Origin of the sequence: Streptomyces sp. CA-243310, assembly GCF_050936775.1 — a bacterium.
Classification (GTDB): domain Bacteria; phylum Actinomycetota; class Actinomycetes; order Streptomycetales; family Streptomycetaceae; genus Streptomyces.
The window spans coordinates 39319-58763 of record NZ_JBNJMF010000004.1; the positions used below are offsets into that span (position 1 = coordinate 39319).

At 70.1% G+C, this 19445-nt stretch carries 16 protein-coding genes; 12 read left to right on the top strand and 4 right to left on the bottom strand.

What is annotated here, in order from left to right:
• Nucleotides 1–551 precede the first annotated feature (551 nt).
• The 9 genes from ACQEVM_RS37565 to ACQEVM_RS37605 all read left to right on the top strand — a co-directional run bounded on the left by ACQEVM_RS37565 (nt 552) and on the right by ACQEVM_RS37605 (nt 13080).
• Entirely contained in the window at nt 552–1481 is a 930-nt protein-coding gene (locus ACQEVM_RS37565; protein ID WP_433087068.1) for a hypothetical protein, read from the top strand.
• Nucleotides 1478–1792: a hypothetical protein gene (locus ACQEVM_RS37570; protein WP_433087072.1), complete on the top strand. Its 315-nt coding sequence runs from the start codon at nt 1478–1480 to the stop codon at nt 1790–1792. Before ACQEVM_RS37565 ends, ACQEVM_RS37570 begins: the two co-directional genes overlap by 4 nt.
• Nucleotides 1789–2331: a hypothetical protein gene (locus ACQEVM_RS37575; protein WP_433087074.1), complete on the top strand. Its 543-nt coding sequence runs from the start codon at nt 1789–1791 to the stop codon at nt 2329–2331. Before ACQEVM_RS37570 ends, ACQEVM_RS37575 begins: the two co-directional genes overlap by 4 nt.
• Nucleotides 2328–4907, top strand: coding sequence for an ATP-binding protein (locus ACQEVM_RS37580; RefSeq protein ID WP_433087076.1), 2580 nt, complete (start codon nt 2328–2330; stop codon nt 4905–4907). The genes ACQEVM_RS37575 and ACQEVM_RS37580 overlap by 4 nt, the downstream gene beginning before the upstream one ends.
• Nucleotides 4904–7807: a hypothetical protein gene (locus tag ACQEVM_RS37585; RefSeq protein ID WP_433087078.1), complete on the top strand. Its 2904-nt coding sequence runs from the start codon at nt 4904–4906 to the stop codon at nt 7805–7807. Before ACQEVM_RS37580 ends, ACQEVM_RS37585 begins: the two co-directional genes overlap by 4 nt.
• A 32-nt stretch (nt 7808–7839) precedes the next feature.
• The gene (locus ACQEVM_RS37590) at nt 7840–8925 is read left to right on the top strand and encodes an NlpC/P60 family protein (protein ID WP_433087165.1); all 1086 of its coding nucleotides are present in this window, start codon (nt 7840–7842) and stop codon (nt 8923–8925) included.
• 197 nt (nt 8926–9122) lie between these two features.
• Nucleotides 9123–9602: a hypothetical protein gene (locus ACQEVM_RS37595; RefSeq protein WP_433087080.1), complete on the top strand. Its 480-nt coding sequence runs from the start codon at nt 9123–9125 to the stop codon at nt 9600–9602.
• Nucleotides 9587–12175: an ATP/GTP-binding protein gene (locus ACQEVM_RS37600; RefSeq protein ID WP_433087082.1), complete on the top strand. Its 2589-nt coding sequence runs from the start codon at nt 9587–9589 to the stop codon at nt 12173–12175. Before ACQEVM_RS37595 ends, ACQEVM_RS37600 begins: the two co-directional genes overlap by 16 nt.
• Entirely contained in the window at nt 12172–13080 is a 909-nt protein-coding gene (locus ACQEVM_RS37605; RefSeq protein ID WP_433087084.1) for a replication-relaxation family protein, read from the top strand. The genes ACQEVM_RS37600 and ACQEVM_RS37605 overlap by 4 nt, the downstream gene beginning before the upstream one ends.
• A gap of 70 nt (nt 13081–13150) precedes the next feature.
• Here the strand turns inward: ACQEVM_RS37605 and ACQEVM_RS37610 are convergent, their stop codons facing one another.
• From ACQEVM_RS37610 to ACQEVM_RS37625, 4 genes are all read right to left on the bottom strand, one after another.
• Complete coding sequence (locus tag ACQEVM_RS37610; RefSeq protein WP_433087086.1) at nt 13151–13612, bottom strand: hypothetical protein; 462 nt, start codon at nt 13610–13612, stop codon at nt 13151–13153.
• 94 nt (nt 13613–13706) lie between these two features.
• Nucleotides 13707–13907, bottom strand: a complete 201-nt coding sequence (locus tag ACQEVM_RS37615) for a hypothetical protein (protein WP_433087088.1) — start codon at nt 13905–13907, stop codon at nt 13707–13709.
• Between the two features lie 388 nt (nt 13908–14295).
• Complete coding sequence (locus ACQEVM_RS37620; protein WP_433087090.1) at nt 14296–14865, bottom strand: hypothetical protein; 570 nt, start codon at nt 14863–14865, stop codon at nt 14296–14298.
• Nucleotides 14866–14997: 132 nt separating this feature from the next.
• Nucleotides 14998–15666 carry an HNH endonuclease family protein gene (locus tag ACQEVM_RS37625; protein WP_433087167.1) on the bottom strand — a complete coding sequence of 223 codons (669 nt, stop codon included), beginning with the start codon at nt 15664–15666 and terminating at the stop codon, nt 14998–15000.
• Nucleotides 15667–16254: 588 nt separating this feature from the next.
• Here ACQEVM_RS37625 and ACQEVM_RS37630 point away from each other — a divergent pair.
• From ACQEVM_RS37630 to ACQEVM_RS37640, 3 genes are all read left to right on the top strand, one after another.
• Nucleotides 16255–16863, top strand: coding sequence for a hypothetical protein (locus ACQEVM_RS37630; protein WP_433087092.1), 609 nt, complete (start codon nt 16255–16257; stop codon nt 16861–16863).
• Nucleotides 16864–17800: 937 nt separating this feature from the next.
• Nucleotides 17801–18523, top strand: coding sequence for an SAF domain-containing protein (locus tag ACQEVM_RS37635; protein ID WP_433087094.1), 723 nt, complete (start codon nt 17801–17803; stop codon nt 18521–18523).
• A complete protein-coding gene (locus ACQEVM_RS37640) occupies nt 18524–19345 on the top strand; it encodes a MinD/ParA family ATP-binding protein (RefSeq protein WP_433087096.1) in 822 nt (273 codons plus the stop codon).
• Nucleotides 19346–19445 lie beyond the last annotated feature (100 nt).

The window sequence follows — 19445 nt, forward strand, 5'->3', positions numbered from 1 at the left end:
AGATCACTGTGGATGCCGTGCGCGACGCCGGCATGGCAGGCGCCTCCATACGGCCGAAACGACGCACGATCCGCGCGCGGGTCGGGCCGGTGAGTCGTTCGGTGACTCACCGCCCCGTCGTTTGGAGCCGGTGACTTGGGGCGGTGACTGCACGGGGCAACGGCCGCCGGGCCGGTGAGTGAGCCGGTGACTTTCACCGGCGTTCTGTTCACGAGCCGGTGAGTTCGCCGCGTGCGGGCCTGTGACCTGCGATGGGGAGTTTCACCGGTGTCGTGGTGAGTCACCGGTGACTCACCGCGCCAAGGAGTTGTCTCCTCGTGACACCGAAGGGCTTGCCGTGGTGAGCGAACCGGTGAGGTCGGGGCCGTTGCCTGGGGCAGAGCGAATCCCACTCCCCCGGAGGCACCACGATGACCAGCCCGACCACTCGCCCACCCCGCCCCTCACGGCGCATCCGCCGGACCGCCTCGACCCCGTTGCGGACCACGCGACCGGAGACCGTCCCGGCCGCGGGCCCCGTCTCTCGCGGCCCGAACCTGATCCGAATCGGAGTGTGGACCGCACTCGCGGCCGGCCCCCTCGCCCTGGCCGTCGCCTTCCTCACCCCCCGCACCACCGCCGCCCAGGCCGCACCCGCGCCCAGCGTCCAGGACACCGCCCGACCGGCCGCCGACCCGGCCGGAGCGGCCGCGATGTTCGTCGACCTCTGGCTTCGCGCCGACGCCGCCACCCCCGACAACGCCATCGGGTCCGCCGTGCGCGCCATGGCCCCCGAAGCCGAACTTCCCAAGCGGACCGGCGAGCAGAAGGAGAAGCCCGCAGGTTCCCGGGTGGTGGCCCTGCGCACGACACTCGCCCCGGGTGGGGCGTGGACCGTGGTGGTAGCGGCCGTCACCGACCGAACCGAACCGGCCCCCGCCGGCTCGACGGCCGTCTCCGACCCCGCGGCGCGGTACTTCGCGGTGTCGGGGACGGGCGGCGAGAACGGCGGCCCGTACGCGATCGAGGGATCGCCGGCGGAAGTCGCCGCGCCCGAGGCTGGCAAGGCGACCGCTTCCCGGTTCACGCACACCGTCGCCGCCGACGGGGCGCTCGCCACAACGCTCGGTGAGTTCGTCCGCGCCTACCTCTCCGGCGGACAGAGCGCGGGCCTCGACCGCTACCTCTCCCCCGGCGTGCGAGTGATCCCGCCGGGTGCAAGCGCCTATACGAAGGTCGACATCGAGGAGGTGGCCGCCGACGCCGAGCAGACCGCCGGTGACGCGGCCCCCGTCGACGGCACGCGGGCCCGGGTGCGCGCGCGGGTGGTCGGTGAGGACCGGGCCGGTACGCGGTGGCCGCTGCTGTATCGGGTGGAGGTGACCGCGCGCGCCGGCCGCTGGGAGGTCAGCACCCTGGAAACGGGCAACAGCGCCCCGACCGGCTCGCCCACGGTCTCGGCGTCGCCCTCCGCCGCGACGGTTTCGGGCGGTGCCCGATGAACACCTCCGTGATGCTGGCAGGCGCGTTCAAGGATCTCGGCGATTCGTTCATCGGCACTCTGGCCGGGTGGACGGACGACGGGATCAAGGTCGCTCTGGCCGTGATCGTGCTGATCACCATCGCCCGCAAGATGTCCATGAAAGCCGCCATCGGCGCACTGATCGCGATGGTTCTCGCCCTCGCCATCTACGCCTCCCAGAACGATCTGTCGGGGAAGGTCACCGACGAGATCAAGAACCCGTCCAAGAGCGCCGGGCCGGTCACCGTGGTCGTCTCGCCGCCCGGCGGGTCGAGCGGCGGTGTGCTGTGAGCAAGTCGGGGCGCCCGGGCGTCGCCCGCAACTACACGAGCGCACGCCGACACCCGTGGGTGCTGGGCAAGCTCGGGGACTGGACGATCTGGTTCGGGCCCTACACGCCGGCGCAGTTGGTCGTGATCGGGGGCGGCGCTTTCGCCCTGATCAAGGGCTATGACTGGTGGTCGTGGGCCGGACCGATCCCGGTCGGGCTGTGGGTGGGGGCCATTTGGGCGGTGCGCGGTGCGCAGATCGCCGGTCAGAACCCGTTCACCGCCGCGTTCGGCGCCCTCTCTCTGTTCGTGCGTCACCCCGCCGGCCGGATCGGCGGGCGGGTCGCCCGCGAGAAGGCGCCCAGCGTTATGCGGGCCCGGTTCGTCATCCAGTGCGCCCCCGCCCTCGCGGCCGCGGCCGCCGTGCCCGCGACGGAGCCGGTCCCCGGGGTGGCCGGTGCGCGGGTCGGCGCGCTGAAGCCGGTCCCGCGTGCGGCGAGTGGTTCGGGTCTCGCGCGGCTGCTGGCCGACGCCGAGCAGGCCGAGAGGAGCGCGGCGTGATCAAGACTCCGTTTCGGCACGTGGCCGGTCATCTGCTGTGGTCCACCACGGGCCGGGTGTGGGCGATATGGAAGGTCACCCCGCTCCCCGGGGGCTACCTGCCCACCCGCGTGCACCAAGAGTTGTTGGGGCGGGTCACGTCCCTGGTGCGGTCGATGCCGGGCATGGACCCGCGGTTGTTCGTTCTCGCGGCCCGTACCGACCCCGGCGAGGTCGCGGAGCGCATGGTGGCGGACGTGGATTGGCGCCGGCTTCCGGAGTGGGCCGAGACGTGCGCGGCCGCCGTCGATCTCCTCGCCGATCGCGAGATGCACGAACGCACCCTGTGGCTCGCCGTGCCCGTCGCCTCGAACGGCTCGACCGCGACCGCGTCCCTGACCGCCCTCTACTCCGAACTCTCCGCGAACCTGAACCTCGCGCCGATCCCTGTCCCCGAGGCCGACGTCACCGCCGCGTTCGAGGACGCCGACCGCATCCAATCCTCACTCGGGGGCGGTCTCGGACTGCGTCCGGCGTCCCCGGCCGAGATCGTGTGGATGCTCCAGCACGCCTTACACCGCGGCCTGTCACAGGAACCGCTCCTGTCCGACGCCGAACACAGCCCGCTGTACGGGAGCCGTGTCCACGCGGGCCGGCTCCAGTCCCCCTCGTACACCGACCTCGGCGACATCCGTGTCGCCGAGGGAGGACAGGAGGTCCGCAACGAGAAGGCGACCAGCGCAACCGGCAACAAGCGGCCGTGGTGGCGTTCCGCGGCGACGTCTTCGCCTTTGGGGCGTCGGTGGCTTCAGGTCGAGTCCGAGGCCGGCACCGGCTACCAGTCCCATCTGGTGTTGGCGGAGCTGCCGCCCGCAGTGTCGGTGGAGGCTGCCGACGTCTTGGCGCAGTTGGAGGGGTTGCCGTTCCCGATCGACGTCACGGTGGATCTGCGGGTGGTGCCCTCGAAGAAGGCGCGTGCGCAGGTGCAGCGCAAGAAGCGCGAGTTGCTCGACCAGGCAGACCAGTACGGGGCGCAGCCCACCGGGATGCCGCACTCACTGCCGGACGCGGCCGGGGACCTCGCCGAGGAAGACGCCCGCATGGCCCGCACGTCCGTGGAGGTCGAGGTCCAGTCGGTCACCGTGCTCACCGTGTGGGCCGGCGACGCCGCCACCTGCGACGCACGAGCCCGTGAACTCTCCGCGGCCCTGTCGGGAGGCGACTACCGGGTGGTCCGCCCCTACGGCATGCAAGAAGACCTGTTCACCCTGTCCCTGCCGGGGACGGCACGGGCCGCGCAACTCTCGCAGTTCACCCAGCATCAACTGTCCGAGGACTGGGCCGCCGCCGGTGCCTTGACGCTGTCGCGGGTGGGCGATCCGACGGGGATCATGATCGGCCACGATCTCGACAGCGGCACGATCCGCCCCGTCCTGATCAACCCGGCCGACGCACCGCAGGTCAACGCATCCGCGTCCAGCGCGGTATGCGGCGACCTCGGTGGCGGCAAGAGTGTGTTGGCGAAGCAGGTCACCGCCGGGGTGGTGGACCGCGGCGGGCGCGCCATCGTCATCGACCGCACCCCGATCCGCGAATGGGCCACCTTCGCCCGCTCGTCCATGGGCGAGCGCTGCCAGATCATCGACGCCGCCCAGGCCCACATCTCCATCGACCCCCTGCGCGTTTTCGGCGGCGCCATCGGCGCGCACTACGCCCTCTCGTACCTGACCCTGCAACTCGGGGTCGGCGCGATGACGGCCGCCGGCGCCGTGCTGCACCACGCCGTCGAGGAGGTGTCCGGGGGCCCCGACCCGTCCATGGGCAAGGTCCTCGACGTCTTGGCGGCCCTCGCGAAGACCGGCGGGAGCAGTCGCGCGGACGCCGCCGCGACCATGGCAGACCTACTGCGGATCGTCCGCGGAAACCCGTTGGCGGCGATGGTCTTCGACCCGGATCTGCCGCCGGTGACGCTGGACGGGGACATGGGCGCGGACATGGTGGTGGTCACCACCGCCGGCCTGACCCTGCCCCCGAAGGAGGCCTTCGCCAACGCCGAGATTCTGCGTCAGCAGCCGCTGGAGGCCCTGATCGGCCGGGCCGTCTTGTATCTGATCGCGGCCATCGCGCGCCAAGCGGCGTTCACCGAGCCCGACCGGTTCTGTCTGGTCACTCTCGACGAGGTGTACTGGCTGACCTCTTCCGCCGAGGGCGCCGCCCTGGTCCACGAGATCCTCCACGACGGCCGCAAGCACGGCGCCGGCGTCCTCATGGGCGCCCACGACGAACAGGAACTCGGCAAGGACGCCGGCCTGATCGCCTACCGGTACCTCTCCCGCACCACCGACAGCGCCCGCGCCGCCCGCGGCCTGAAGTTCCTGGGGCTCGACGGCGAGGACGAGGACCTGATCCGACTGGTGACCACCGGCCTGTCCCCCGTCGGCCAGGTCGGCCGCGAAGGGGAAATGCTGCTGCGCGACCCGCGCATGCAGATCGGCCGTATCAAGGTCATCGTCCCCGGCGTCCCCCGCATCAAGGACGCCATCTACACCACCCCCGGCCGCAAGACACCGCCGGCAGCCAGCCGGAGGACCCTGTGAACGCCGACACCGCGCCCGCGATGTGGTGGGCGGCGTCCGGGATACGCCGGTGGACGAACCGCGTCGACCAGGGCACCCTGCGCGCCGCCGGGTTCGTCGCACTCCTCACGGTCGTCTTTCTGATCACGAACACCTCGGTGGCGATGGCAGCGGACGGTGCGACGTCTGGCGGGGGTCTTCTGGCTCCCCTGGACATCTACAGCAGCGAGGGCGCCCCGCTCAGCGGCTACCAGCTGGAGAGCATCTCGCCGAACGTGGGGAAGACCCCGGCGCAAGTCACGATGGAAAGCGGCGTGCCCTATGACGTGGTCGGTGAACTGCAACGGATGGTGATGGGAGGCCTGTTCACCCTGGTCCGGCTACTTGTGGGCCTGGCGTGCTGGCTCGTCGGCTTCGTCTTCAAGTTCCCTATCACGACCCTTCTGACGGACCCCGCGCAGAAGCTCGCCGACGCCTACGCGCGCCACGTGGTCGTCCCCCTCGGTGTCCAGGGCCTCTTTCTCGCCTGGGCTTTCGCGTTCGGGCTGATCCTGTTCGTCCGGGGCAAGGTCGGCACCGGACTCGGCGAGATCATGCTGACCCTGTTCATCGTCGCGTTCGCCGCCAGCGCGTTCGTCCGACCCGACCACCTGCTCGGCAAAGACGGCCCGGTCGCCCAGACCCAGCGCGCCGCCATCGAGGTCGCCGCCATCACCACCACCTCCTACTTCGGCGGCCCCGACTCCTGCGCGACCGGAACCGGCCAACCGAACCCGGGCTGCCTGAAGGAACGCGACCGAGTCCGCTCCGACCCCAAGACGACCACCGGAGCGATTCAAGCCGCACTCACCGACGCTCTGATCGTCAAGCCCTACATGCTCCTGCAATACGGACGCGTCCTCGACCCGAAGAACGTCAACGACAAGCCGGCATACGCGGCCCACATGAAGTGGGTCAACGGCAACCACGAGACCCGCCGGAAGCCTGGCGAGGCGCCGATCACCGACGAGGCCCGCGACACGTGCGAAGGCACCTTTGGGCCGATCAAAGACAACTGCGAACGCAATAACACCGACTTCCCTCCCACTCCAGACCCCGCCAAGGACAAGGACAAGGAGGACGTTCCCGAGGATTGCAGGCTCCTGCCGGACGGGTCCTCGGCTCTGAAGTACTGCCTGGCCAACCAAGACCCCTGCGCCAAGCTGCACGAGCAGGCCAAGCCCTTCTGCGAGAACGGCAACGGCCCCCGTCCAGGTGTCTCCTTCGAGCAGCACATCACCAACCTGAAAGCCGCCGGCGACATCGGCAAACAGTGCGCCGAGTTCGCACAAACGGCCACGTGGGAACGCGTGTGGTCGGTCGTCGCGCTCCTCATCGCGGTGATCGTGGTGACGTTGATGGTCCTGTCGATGTCGGTGGTGTTGCTCGGCGCCCAGGGCGCCGACGCGGCTGCGGCCGCGGCCGCACCCATCGCATGGGTGTGGTCGATGCTCCCGGGACCCTCCCGCATGCTGCTGTGGCGCTGGATCGGCGTGTTCATCGTCTCCGCCATGGTCACCTTCGTCGCCTCGATGGCGTTGCCCATGTTCGGTATCGCCGTGGACGCGATCCTCGCCGACAGCGGACCCGACGTCATGGTCGAACGACTTCTACTCGTGGACGCCATCGCCATCGCGTTCCTGATCATGCACCGCCGGATCCTCGCCGCCACGGCCGGCTTCGGGCAACGCCTCGCCACCCGGATGCGCTACCGGAAGGTCGGCGGCAGCCACCTGAGCGGCGACAACTCCGAAATCGGCGCCGCCATCGGCCTACACGGCGCCGACCGCTCAAGCAGCGGCACCGGCCTCGGGTTGGGGCTGCGGGGGTCGATCGGCTCGCTCGCCGCGATGGCCGACGGCGCCGGCACCCCGATGTCACCCGGCCGGCTGCTCGGCGACGCACTCGCCGAAGGCCGCCGCGGCTTCGCACCCGTCGCGATGCTCCTACGCGGCGCCCACACCGCGCTCATCGGCCCCAAACCGACTGCCCGTCACCCGGCCGGCACGGTCCTGTCCTCCGTCGCCGGCAACGGCCCGACCGGCGCCCAGGGTGCCCGGGGCGAGATGGTGGTCGACGAGGAGACGGGGCAGATCCTGCACGACCCGGCGACGGACCGGCCGCTGTTGGGGTCCCGGATCCACGCCCGTGCCTCACGACTGCGCGGGTATCGGATCGCCGCCCGCACCGCACGCGTCGGATACGGCGCGACCATGGGACTGCCCGACACCCTGCGCCGCGCGAACTCCGCCAAATCCGAGTTCACCACCGACGTCCGCCAGCAACTCGACGTCGCCCACCACCGGCTACGGGAGGACTCCGCATCCTGGCAGCCCCTGATCGACGGCACCCACGAGGCCGGCCAGCTGGCCCACAGAGGCATCCGCGACACAGCGATCAGCGCCGCCATCTACACCTCCACCCCCGCCGCCCCCGAAGCGGCCCCCCGCCCCCGCGCCGGCATCACCCGCCTCGACACACCCCCCGACGGGGACAGCGGCAGCATGCCCGCGCCCTCACGGATCCGCCCCACCTCCGGGCCCGACCTCGCCACCCGCATCCCCTCGACACCCCTGTCCACGCCGACCCCGCGCACCACGCCCAGCCCGCGCCCCGCACCTGCGGCCCCTGCGACGTCGGGCAGTTTCATGACGGAGGCGACACCGCGTCCCGAACCGATCCGCCCGAGACCCACCACCCCGTCCCCGTACACCCCCGCACCCGCCGGCGACGCACGACCCACGCCGTACCCCGCGCCCGAATCCCGGGCCGACAACACGGGCAGCGAGAACGCCGACCGGTTGCGCCGCCGGTTCCAGGAACAGGCCGACGCCGCTCGACGTCGCCGCGAAGCCGACCGCACGGACGGCGGTGACCAGTGAAGGCCTGGAAGAAGCTCGGATGCTTGGGCCTCGTGCTCGTGTCGGCGGCCGTGGGCTGCACTGCCAGCGTGTTCATGTCGGTGGCAGCGAGCCAGTCGGGCGCAGGGTCGGTGACCGCAGGGGTGAGCGCGGCGGAGGCCGGGGTCCCGGAACGGATGATGGCCGCCTACCTCACCGGCGCGGCCGGGGTCACCGCGCACGTGTCCGGGTGCAAGGGGATGCGGTGGCAGGTCCTGGCCGGGATCGCCCGAATCGAGTCCGACCACGCCGCCGGTCACGCGGTCGGGACGAGCGGGGACATCACCCCGCCCATCATCGGCCCCCGCCTGGACGGATCCGGAGCCGGCGGGAACACCACCGCCATCACCGACACCGACGGGGGACTGTGGGACGGCGACGACCAGTACGAACGAGCGGTCGGTCCCTTCCAGTTCCTGCCCGAAACCTTCCGCGCGTATGGGAAGGACGGCAACGGCGACAAGGTCGTCAACCCGCACAACGCCGACGACGCCGCCCTGTCCGCCGCCGTCTACCTGTGCGGGAAAGGCCGCGACCTGACCGACCGCGAGCAGCTTCGGGCGGCCATCCACACCTACAACCTGTCATGGGCGTACGTCGACGACGTCATGGCCGGCATCGACCGCTACGACTCCCTGGGCAAAGTCCCGGCCATGCCCTCGGGCAGCATCGGCACCGTCATCCAAGCCGCCCTGGCCCAGCAAGGGCAGCCCTATTCCTGGGGTGGGGGCGGGCCCGAAGGGGCGACGACAGGGATCTGCTGCTCACCGGGCGGGCAGGACGGCCGCACCGTGACCGGCTTCGACTGCTCGGGCCTGACCCAGTACGCGTTCGCGAAAGCCGGCATCAACCTCCCCCGAACCGCCGCCGAACAAGCCGGCGCAGGCCGTCGGATCCCGGCATCGGCCGGCATCAGCGCCCTGCGACCCGGCGACCTCATCTTCTACGGCTACAGCCCCACAACCGACTCCCTCATCCATCACGTCGGCATCTACCTCGGAGACGGAAAGATGATCAACGCGCCCCGCCCCGGGAAACCCGTCCGCATCGACCCCGTGACCGCCATGCCCGACTACGCGGGCGGCACGAGACTCCTGTGAACACCTCCCACTGGACCGGCGCCCGACTCCTGGCGGCCGCCGCCATCCTCACCACCGCGGGAATCCTCCTCCTCCACCTCGGACTGCGGGCACCCGCCACGGACCGTTCTGCGGGCTCTCCAGGCCCCCGCCCCCGGATCGAGACGGCCGCAAACTCCCCCGCGCCGCCGGCTTCGCCGCCCGAAGGCCCCAATGCGGTGGCGGGCCCATCACCCACCGGGCACGGCGCCCCGGGGCAGCCGGCAGCGGACGCCGCTTCAGCGCCAGCGGAGCCGGCCCGACCGACACAGCCCGGCACCGCGTCGGCGCCGGGCGAGCTCCCGCCGCCCGACTCGGGACCGGCCGCGGACCCGATCATCCAACGCGCCCTCGACCGGGCGAGCGCACCGGACCTCCCGGCCCGCGACGAACAGCGGCTGCTGACCCTGGGGCGTACGGCGTGGCTCGGCGAGACCGCCCGGTACACCCGCGTGCGGATCCAGGCCGCCACCGCCCGCCGCGACACCACCCCGACACCGCGGACCTCCACCGGCAGGCACCAGACCCCGCAGAAGGCGCCCCCACGGGCGGTGGTGCGGCTGGTGTGGGCTGGCGCCGATCCGGCCGGGACCTTCCTCGATGGACGCACCGCGACCGTCCTCTACACCCAGAACGGAGAATCATGGAACCGCATCTGATGGCGTCCGGCGTACTCACCACGGGCGCCGCTTTGCTCGACGCCCTGGCGGCGTTCGCCGACTGGATGTTGGCGAACGCGTGGTGGCTCGCGTTGGCCGCGGCCGTCGTGTGGATCGGGTGGGAGGCCGTGCAACGGCGCTTGGCCACGGAAGCGCTCTCGCGGCGGACCTATTTCGAGGTGACGCCCGCGCCGCACTTCGACCCGAGCCCCGAACAGATCTGGCGCCAAGGCATGCAACTCGCGCGCGCCGCCGGCTCGGGACCGTGGTGGACACCCCGTCGAGCCCGGACGCTACGCCTGCGGTTGCGCGCCGACGGCATCCGACCCATGACCTACCGCATCGAGGCCCCGGCGAGCGCACACGACCTGCTGACGCAGACGCCATACGGTGAGCGGGTCCGCGTCAAGGCCTGTGCTCCGGTCGCGGACAAGCGGCGCGACCACGTGGTGCGGGCCGTGCTCACCTTGCACGGTGAGCCCGGATCCCGCCTGCGCGAGGTCCCGTTGGATCCCGACCCGTTGCAACCGCTCCTCGACGCCGTCGCCGGCCTGAACGCCGAACTCGGCGACATGGCCGAGGTGTGCGTGGACCTCTCCCCCGCACCCCGCTGGCACCTTGCCGCCCGCCGCCTCCAGACCATGCAGCGCGCCCGCGAGAAGGCGCGGCGTGAAGCGAGGCGGGACGCGCGGTGGGTCACCCAGAACACCGGCGGGGACAGTGTCCCCGTCGCCCTGGGCAAGCTGTTCGACCCGGCCGAGTGGCGGGGCACCCCCCGAGGACAGATGGTGATCTCACCCCAGCCCCGACGACTCGACCACGACGAAGTGCTCGGCAAACTCGCCCACAGCCCCGGTCTGGTGCGGGTACAGATCATGGTGCGCTGTGCCTCGGACAAGGACGGGCGTGCGGAGCAGCGCATGGCGCGGATCAGCGCGGCCATGGACGTCTACGCGGGTGCCTCGCGTCTGTCCTCGCTCGGTTGGTCGCTCGGGCCCCTGCGGATCGGCCCGGATCGGTGGCCGTGGCGGGACCGTTTCGACCAGCGGTGGTCCACCGCGCTGATGCGGCCGGCGCGGGGCGGGTGGGCCCACATCGAGGAGTTGGCGGGCTTCCTGAAGCCGACCACCGTGGCGGCGCGGGTGGCGTTGATGGAAGGCGACATCCCGACCTACGAAAGGGGCAAGGACCTGGTTCCGCAGGGTTGGTATCGGGGGCCCGACGGGCGAATGAGGCTCCTGGCCACCCCGGAGGACGACACCCTGTTCGAGGTCCAGTCGGGCAAGGCCGGTTGGGGCAAGACGATGCGCGCGCAGGTCCAGGCCGTCGCGAGCGCGCACAACGGGCGCGGTCTGGCGTTCGTCGACCCGCACGGCGACTCCTTCGGCGACGTCGCCCGATATCTCGCGCACGACGCGGTCATGGACCGCGTCGCGCTCTTCGACCTGACGGTGCGCGGGGACGACGCCATGCTCGGCTGCTGGAACCTGATCGACATGAGCAGCCGGCAGCCCGCCCACGAGGTCAGCGCCGCGGTGGTCGAGGCGTTCGCGAGCGCCCTGGGCTGGGGGGACGTGAGCGCACCGCGCGCGCTCACCATCCTGACCAAGGCCGTCGAGGCGCTGGTGTCGGTCAATGTCGCCGCCGTCGCGGCCGGCGCCGAGACCCGGCAGGCCACCATCTTCCAGATCCGTACCCTGCTCACCGATCCGGCGTTTCGTCATCTCGTGCTCGCCGCGCTGGAACCGGAAGCCCGGTCGTGGTGGATGACCACCTTCCCCGATATCCCGAAGGACGGTCTGTCGGTCGTCCTGAACCCCCTGGAACGGTTGGGGTCCTCCCCCGTCGTCCGGGCGTTCCTGGGGTGCCCGCTCAGCGGATACGACATGCGCCGCGCCATGGACCAAGGTCACGTGTTGTGGATCTGCCCGCCCGGGACCGGGCCCACCGACAGGCTGTTGGTGTCACTGATCGTCCACGACTTCCTGCGAGCCGGCCTGTCTCGCCGCGACCTCCCCGAGAAGCGACGTCGCTCCTTCCGTTTCTACCTCGACGAGCTGATCTCACTGGACCAGGGCTCTTCCGGTGTCCTGGCGGAGATCACCGAGCAGCTGCGTAAATTCGGGTGCCGCCTCCACGGCATGACGCAGCTCCTGCACCGCCTCAGCCCCACCACCCGAACCGCCCTGATGCAAAACGCCTCTTGTCTGTCCACGACGGCCGGCTCGATCGAAGCCATCGCGGAAATCACCGACCAGTGGCCCGGCACCATCACCCCCCGCGACGTCGCGGGCCTCGACCGGTGGTGGCACTACGCCTCCTTCACCGTCGCCGGCAAGCGGATCGGGCCCCTGCTGATCCGCGGGCCCGAACTCGCCGAGGTCTTCGGGAAGCTCGCCCGCCCCAAGGACGTCGGCGCGCTCATCCAGGCCGCGCACAAGAACGCCGGCGCCCGCCCCCTGTCCAAGCGGACCGCCATCGCCCTCGCCCAAGAAGGCAAGGTCCGCGAGTTCCTCACCAAGCAGGCCAAACCCACCGCCGGCAACGCCAAAGAGGGAGACCCGTACGCATGACCACCGAGGCGATGACCCAGCCGTCCACCGAGGACTCCCACGCCCACCGGGCCCTCGCCCTGATCGCCCAACACCGGCTGTTGACCACCAACCAGATCCACCAGATGCTCACCCCCAACACCCCACCCCGAAAGATCCACAAGGAACTCGCCCCGCTGCGCGAGGAAGGGCTGATCGACCGCACCGTGCTCGGCGGCAGCGGCTTCCTTCACGCCTACTTCCTGACCCCCGCCGGCGCGCAGGCGGTCCAGGACTGGCCGGAGCTGCGCGGGCGTTCCGCGACCGTCATCCAAAGCCCCGCCGCAGCACGTCTACGCGCCGCGCACACCCTCACCGGTGTCCGCGCCCACCTCGCGTTCCTGACCGACGCGCGCGTCCGGGGTGACGAGTACGAGCCGCTGGACTGGGTGCCCGAGGTCACCCACCGACTCCCCGACACCGGCGGCGAGGACCGACTGATCGCCGACGCCGTCCTGCACTACACCGTCGCCCACCCCCGCCGCCGCCAATACCGGGCGTTCGTGGAGATCGACCGGGCCACCATGAGCAGTGAACGCCTGGCCCGCAAACTCATCTCCTACGCCCGCTTCCACGACTACACCCCCCAACCGCCAAGGCGCGGCACCGTCGCCGACCAAGGCTCGGCGATGCTCGCCTGGCAACGCTTCTATCCCCGCTTCCCCCGCATCCTGTTCGTCCTCACCGGAGCGACCCGACCCACCCTCGCCAACCGGATCACCGACCTGCGACACATGGCCGCCGACCACGATCTCGTCACCCGCCTCGGGACCTCCGTCCCGCTCGGAGCGACCGTCCTCGACGACCTCGAAGCCGAAGGCCCGCACGCCAAGATCTGGACACCCCTCACCGGAGACCGCGAACCCCGCGGCTGGACAGAGCTTTGACACCACCCCGAGAGCGGTGCCTGACCACCGCTCTCGGGAGACCGGCCGGCAGGTGGAACTCATGAAGAGGCTATCCAGGGCGCCGTGCGTGGACGAGGCGCACGTGCTTCACCGTCACCGCCACCGGGAGACCGGCCAGGACTAGGGACAGCCCCACCGGGAGCACCCCCGCCCACACCGTCGGTGAGACGTACGCGGTGCCGGACGTACCGTCCACCAGCCAAGCGCGGACCGGTTGCGAATCGATGTCGCCCTCGACGGGCACGTCGAACGACGAGCCGCCGTCGTCCGGGGTGAACGCGCCCAAGCAGGACGTCGACGTTCCCGCATTGGCCACGGTGTTGTCGTACGTCCGGCAACCGGCTTCGGTCACGGTCCCGGGCTTACCCCACAGCGCCGCCCGCACCTCTGCGGTGAAGTTCGTCAGCACGACGCAGGCCAGAACCAGCCCGACCAGACAGGCCAGCGCCAGCCACGGCGCGGGCCCGACCTGCTCCGGTTGCCCCTCCGGAACGTCCCCACCCTCGCTCATCCCCACCTCGGATCGCCGACGGACCTCCATGGTGACCGATCCCAGGCACCCTCGGAAGCCCTCCACGGCGTGCCGGTGGGCTCGCGCGAGCGGTTCAGGTCAGTGTGGAAACCACGGCCAGGGCGTCGCCGGATGCGATCTGGTCCCCGATCGAGTCCAGGTCCCCCGTCGCCGCGGTGAAGTGGTAGATCTGCCCGGCCTCCCGAGCAGCCTCGCGCCACACCTCGGTGGTGGGCAGGGTCCCGTCGTACCAGACGGCCCCGTCGGGCTGCCGCACCAGCAAGTGATCGTCCACCAAACGGGCTTGCCAGCCGGGGCACGGAGCGGCCCATCCGGCGTACTCCGCCGTGGGCACCCAGCCGAGTGCGCGAGCGCGGGTGAGAACCGCGTCGGCATCCCTCAGAGCACCACTGTCATCAAGAAGCGCGATCGTGAGTTGGTGCGTGTAGATGATGCCCGCGGTACGGGGGCCGGCCAGCCAGGCGTGAGCCCGGACATCCAATACCGGCAACCCATCCTCGACCCTGCCAACATATTCGAACACTGCCCGCGCCCCTCTCCTCGGTCGACATGTCCCACACAGCCTGGCAGATTCAGCGATTCCCCAACTGCCAATTCGTTCATCCGCGTCTGATCAGCAAGATGGGAGCCGGCTTGGTCATGTGAACCGGCCTTGAAACGCTCTACCCGTGGTGCCAGACATCCGCCGGCAAGATGTCCCACGAGGTCCCGGCGATCTCGCCCAGATTGAAGAAAACGGCCCAGGTGACAACGGTGTCCCCGGCTCGCTGAGCACCGCGGTTGATCATCGTGTCCATGCCGTCGTACAGGATGTCGCTCGCATGGTTGAACCGGATTCCAATGTTCTTTCGCGTCGCGTAAGCCTCTATATCCTGGGAGAGTTCCGACGGAACGCGGCCGATGAGAGGGATGCCCTCGTGCGTGACCTGCGGTCCGCGCAGGCCGTCGAGGAGGACGCAGGTCAGCCCCACCCCTTCGACGAAATAGCACTTCACTGCCGGTCGATTCCACCGATCCGCTTCGGCCTTGTGGAACGTGATTCGCCACTGCATTCGGGCCGTGTTCCAGCGTTCCACCTCGTCCTGAGAACCGGTGAAACCACGCCCCGCCATGGTGTCGAATACCGCCCGTTCGGTCATTCCGAAGTTCAGCGGCCCGACTATTTCTCCGGGAACGAATCCCCAGTGTTCGCGCTCTGAATCCGACAACGCCACCCAGTAGTCCATGCTCATTGACTCATGATCGCCCACCCGACTCGGCTCCGAGCCAGGGTCCGGACGAAACACCCCGGCGGCACAACCTGATGCGTGGCGTGCGCGGCCCGCACTCCCCCCGTAGCGCGGACCACACGCGTCTCGCCCGGCTTACGGGGCGGGGGTGTAGGTGACGGTGTCGCCGCCGCAGCCGGCGGCCAGGTCGTAGAGGCGGTCCTGTTCGAGTTCGTCCACGGCCAGGCCCCACCGCAGCTTGGTGGCGGTCCACTCCGAGGCGTACCGGCACAGCGCGCCCGCCGCCGGCGGAAGCCACTCCGCAGGGTCCTGGTCCGCCTTCTGGCGATTCGAGCGCGCCGTCACCGCGACAAGGGAAGACGCCTGCCCCTGATCGTTCGCGTACGCCTCGCGCCGTGCCGCCGTCCAGCCGGAAGCGCCCGAGTCCCAGGCTTCGGCCAGGGGCACCATGTGGTCGATGTCAAGGCCGCCGGCCCCGTTCACCGCGGTCTCGTCGTAGTAGGAACTCCAGGTTCCGCCGGTCAGCGAGCAGCGCGGCCCCACCTCGGGAGCGGCGATGGCCTCCGAAATGAGGACTTCCGAACGGGTGTTACAGCCGTCACTCGGATTGTCGCCGGCGGTCCAGTGCTTGAAGGCGGTGCGGGTGTAGCCGGCGCGGGACTCCTGCGCGACCGGGAGCACGGAGACCGCAACGCCGATCGGAAGGACCTCGGGCACCGCGGCCCTCGCTTGCGCGGGGGCGGGCAGGGACAGGGGAAGCACGGCCAGGGCCATCGCGGCGGCCGCGCGCATCACAGTGATCATCACGTACCCGGGTTGTAGCCGCGCCACCGCCCTCACCGACAGACCCGGACCCGACCACCACCCGTTCGGCGGACACCGGTTCACCGAAGAAACGCCACGTCAGCAGTGCCCCGCACGCCCCGAAGTCGGGTTCCGCCGATCATGTCCGCACTTCCTCACCAGTGAACGCGAGCCCCCTATCGTGACCCGATCCGATGTCACCGGTGAGGTTCACCGGCCATGCTCGATGCGAGAAACACACCCCCACGACCTTCCTTCGCCACCGTTACCAACAGCAAAGAATCAGCCAGAACGGAGAAATCAAGCCAGCGGATGCCGAAATCACTTCTCCGGCTGATTCTCACCGCCGGCCAGGAACAAACCCGCACCTCAATGGCTGTACGGCATATGCCTGATCCACAATCCCGGGCAAAAGTGACGTTCGATCATCTGCACCCCAAGAACCCCATAGAAGCTGACGCGTTGACGTCGTAGGGTGCGCTATACGACTGCACCGCAACCACGTACACACTCGTTGCACCAGCGATTCCGCGGCCCGGGTAGGCACCCAACCCACCCGCCCGACGAAGTAACCACCCGGGGGTTCCCGTGACAAAGGCACGACAGCACACCCGAACCAACAGCCACCACCGCCGACTCCTCGCCGCCACCGCCGCAGCCGCCATCGTCGCCACCCTCACCGCCGGCTGCACCAAACACAGCGACGACAACAAGGCCGCGCCCTCCCCCTCGCCGACGCCCACCACCTCCGCGTCGGCCAGCGGCTCCACCGATCCGCAGGCAGCCGAGAAGGCCAAGGTTCTCACCGCCTACAACGCCTTCTGGGCGGAGTCGGTCAAGGCCTACGCCACTGGCACCGAGAAGAACACCAAGCTTGTGAACTACTCGGCGAAAAGCGCCTTCAATGAAGCATTGGCCGACCTTGCGAAGATGAAGGCGGCCGGCATCGCCAAGAAGGGCAGCCCGGGCCATCGAGCCGAAGCGACAACGCTCGACATGTCCGGCGAGCACCCCCGAGGTGGCGTCACCGATTGTCTTGATCTATCGACGTGGCAGACGGTCAACATCGCTACCGGTGAAGTTCGGCCCTATCCGTCTGAGCAGCCGTTGCGCTACATCACCGTCGCTGAGGTTGAGCTGTGGGCTGGGCAGTGGCTCGTAGTCAAGCTGACGCCGGATGGAGGCAGAAAGTGCTGAGGCGAGCGGTAGCCACCACGATCCCTCTGACCATCGCCACGTCCCTGTCGTTGGCCCTTCCAGCGCACGCCGAAGCAGGTCCCTGCGACGGAGCCGAGAAGTTCGTCACCATCTGTGTCACAGAGCCAGGCCATGACGGCAGCTCCGGCACGGGCGGAAACCAAGGCAAGGGCACCAACGGCGGTGGAGGAACCGGAAGTGGCAGCGGCACCCCTGATCCAGACTCCTGCAAGATCCGACTCCTTGATCCCCAGCCCCCCGTAGGCAGCCCCATGTGGGAGGGGCACGCCCCGGGTGACGGCGCCATCTACCTCAACACCTGTGTCAGCGGGCCGGGAACCGCGAATGAGGACACCATCGGTCTGACTTTTTGGTCGAAGGACGCTCCGGCCCCGGCCGTCGACCCGGCTGTCCTCGCGCAGCGGGCGGTCGACAGCATGCTTCTGGACCGTCCTGCGATCGTCAGTCCGAAGGCCGACGGGAAGTACACGGTCGGGGTGCCGATGTGGATGTGGGTCGGTCAGAGCCCCACGACCTGGGGGCCGAACAGCGCGTCGGCGTCGGCGGGTGGGATCACGGTGACGGCGACCGCGAAGGTGTCGTCGGTGGCGTGGAGCATGGGCGACGGGACGACAGTGACCTGCGCGTCCCCGGGTACGCCGTATACCGCGGCGCGTGGCATGTCGCCGTCGCCGGATTGTGGTCATCGCTACCGGTCGACGTCGGCCGGTCAGTCGGGTGCCAGGTATCAGGGCACGGCGACGAGCACGTGGACGATCGATTGGGCCGTCACCGGTGGCGGGCGTAGCGGTCAGTTGACTGAGGTTCGGCAGACGCCGTTCACGGTGTCGGTCGGAGAGATTCAGGTCGTCGGCCAGTAGCGACGGAAGCGACCGATCCCCGCACTTCCCTTTTTCCTCGTATGGAGGCATTGCACGTGAGCAGCACCACCACGGCTGTCCCGGGGCGGCCGTCTGTCCCCGGCCCCGGTAGGGGTGGCGTTGAGCCGGCGGCCGCGCCGCGCATGGTGCGTCAGCGGCGCCGCCGTCCCGGGTTGATCGCTTTGTCCGTCGCGTTGATCGCGGCTGGAGGCCTGTCGGGAGCATTGCTGTTTACCGCGTCGGGTGAGCGGTCGAGTGTGTTGGTGGTGGCGCATGACGTGCCGGTGGGTGCGACGATCACCGCCGCCGACCTGGCCCCCGCGTCGCTCGCCCTGGATCCGGCCGTCAAGGCCGTCCCGGTCACGAAGAAGTCGAGCATGGTCGGGCAGCGGGCCGCCGTCGCGTTGAAGGCCGGTTCGCTGCTGTCTCCCGGTCAGGTGACGTCCGTGTCGCTGGTCAAGGCCGGTGAGCAGCTTGTGGGTGTGGCGTTGAAGCCGTCGCAGCTTCCGGCGACGCGGTTGGGGCCGGGGCAGAAGGTGCTGATCGTGTCGACCCCCGACCCTGCCCAGGCCGCGGCGGCGAGTGGTGGGAAGGCGGGTGAGCCGGTGGCCGCGCCGAAGACGTTGGCGGCGACGGTGGTGGCGGTGGGTGTGGCGGCGCCGGCGACGGGGGTGGTCGTGGTGGATGTGGCGGTGCCGGCCGCGGATGGGCCGACGTTGGCGGCGCGGGTGGCGACCGGTGCGGTGGCGTTGATCATCGCGCCGCAGGAGGCGAACTAGATGGCGGTTGTGGCGTTGGTGGGTGGTCTCGGTGCGCCGGGGGTCACCACGACCGCGATGGCCTTGTTGATGGGGTGGCCGTTGGCGCAGGGGCATCGGGTGGTGCTGGCCGAGGCCGACCCCGATGGCGGGGCGATCCTGCCGGGTGCGCTCCAGGGCACTTTGGACAACACCCATGGCCTGCGGAATCTGGCGGTGGCGGCCCGTCAGCAGCAGTTGGCCGAGGCGTTTTGGCGGCAGTTGGTCGACGTCACCGACGCCGAGACTCGTGATCGTTTGGTGCTGCCGGGTCTCTACGATCCCGCGCACGCGTCGGCGATGGAACCGGTGTGGCGGCCGCTCGCGGCCCTGTTTGCCGGGATCGAGGAGCACGGGCACGACGTCTTGGTGGACCTTGGTCGGCGGGGGGCGGTCGGCGCGTCCGCGATCCTCGCGCAGCGCGCCGACGTCGTCCTGATGGTCGTTCGCAACACGATGCGCGGGTTGCAGGGCGCCGAGGTGCGCTTGAAGGCGTTGCGCGAGCAGCTCGGGGGGAGCGCGGAGATCGGGATTCTGCTGGTGGACGAGGGGCCGTATCCCAAGGAGGAGGTCCGCAAGCACTTGGAGGTGCCGGTGGTCGCGGTGATGCCGTGGCGGCCCAAGGAGGCACGCGTCTTTTCGGATGGTGCGGAGCAGCCGCGCCGGTTCGAGGTGGGTGAGTTGATGCGGTCGGCGCGGTCGGCCGCGCTGCGGGTTCGGGAGCTGGTGGAGATCCGCCGTTCCCGGCTGGCCCCGCCGCCACCCGAGCCGCCTTCGGGAAGGGTGGTCAGTGGTGCGCGCTAACCCGGTCCACAGCAACCCGCAGGTCACCCCCGGTTCGTCACTGACCGCGCGCCTCGCGGGTTCCCGCGCGGCGGTGCCCGCTCCCGCGCACCAGCCGGCG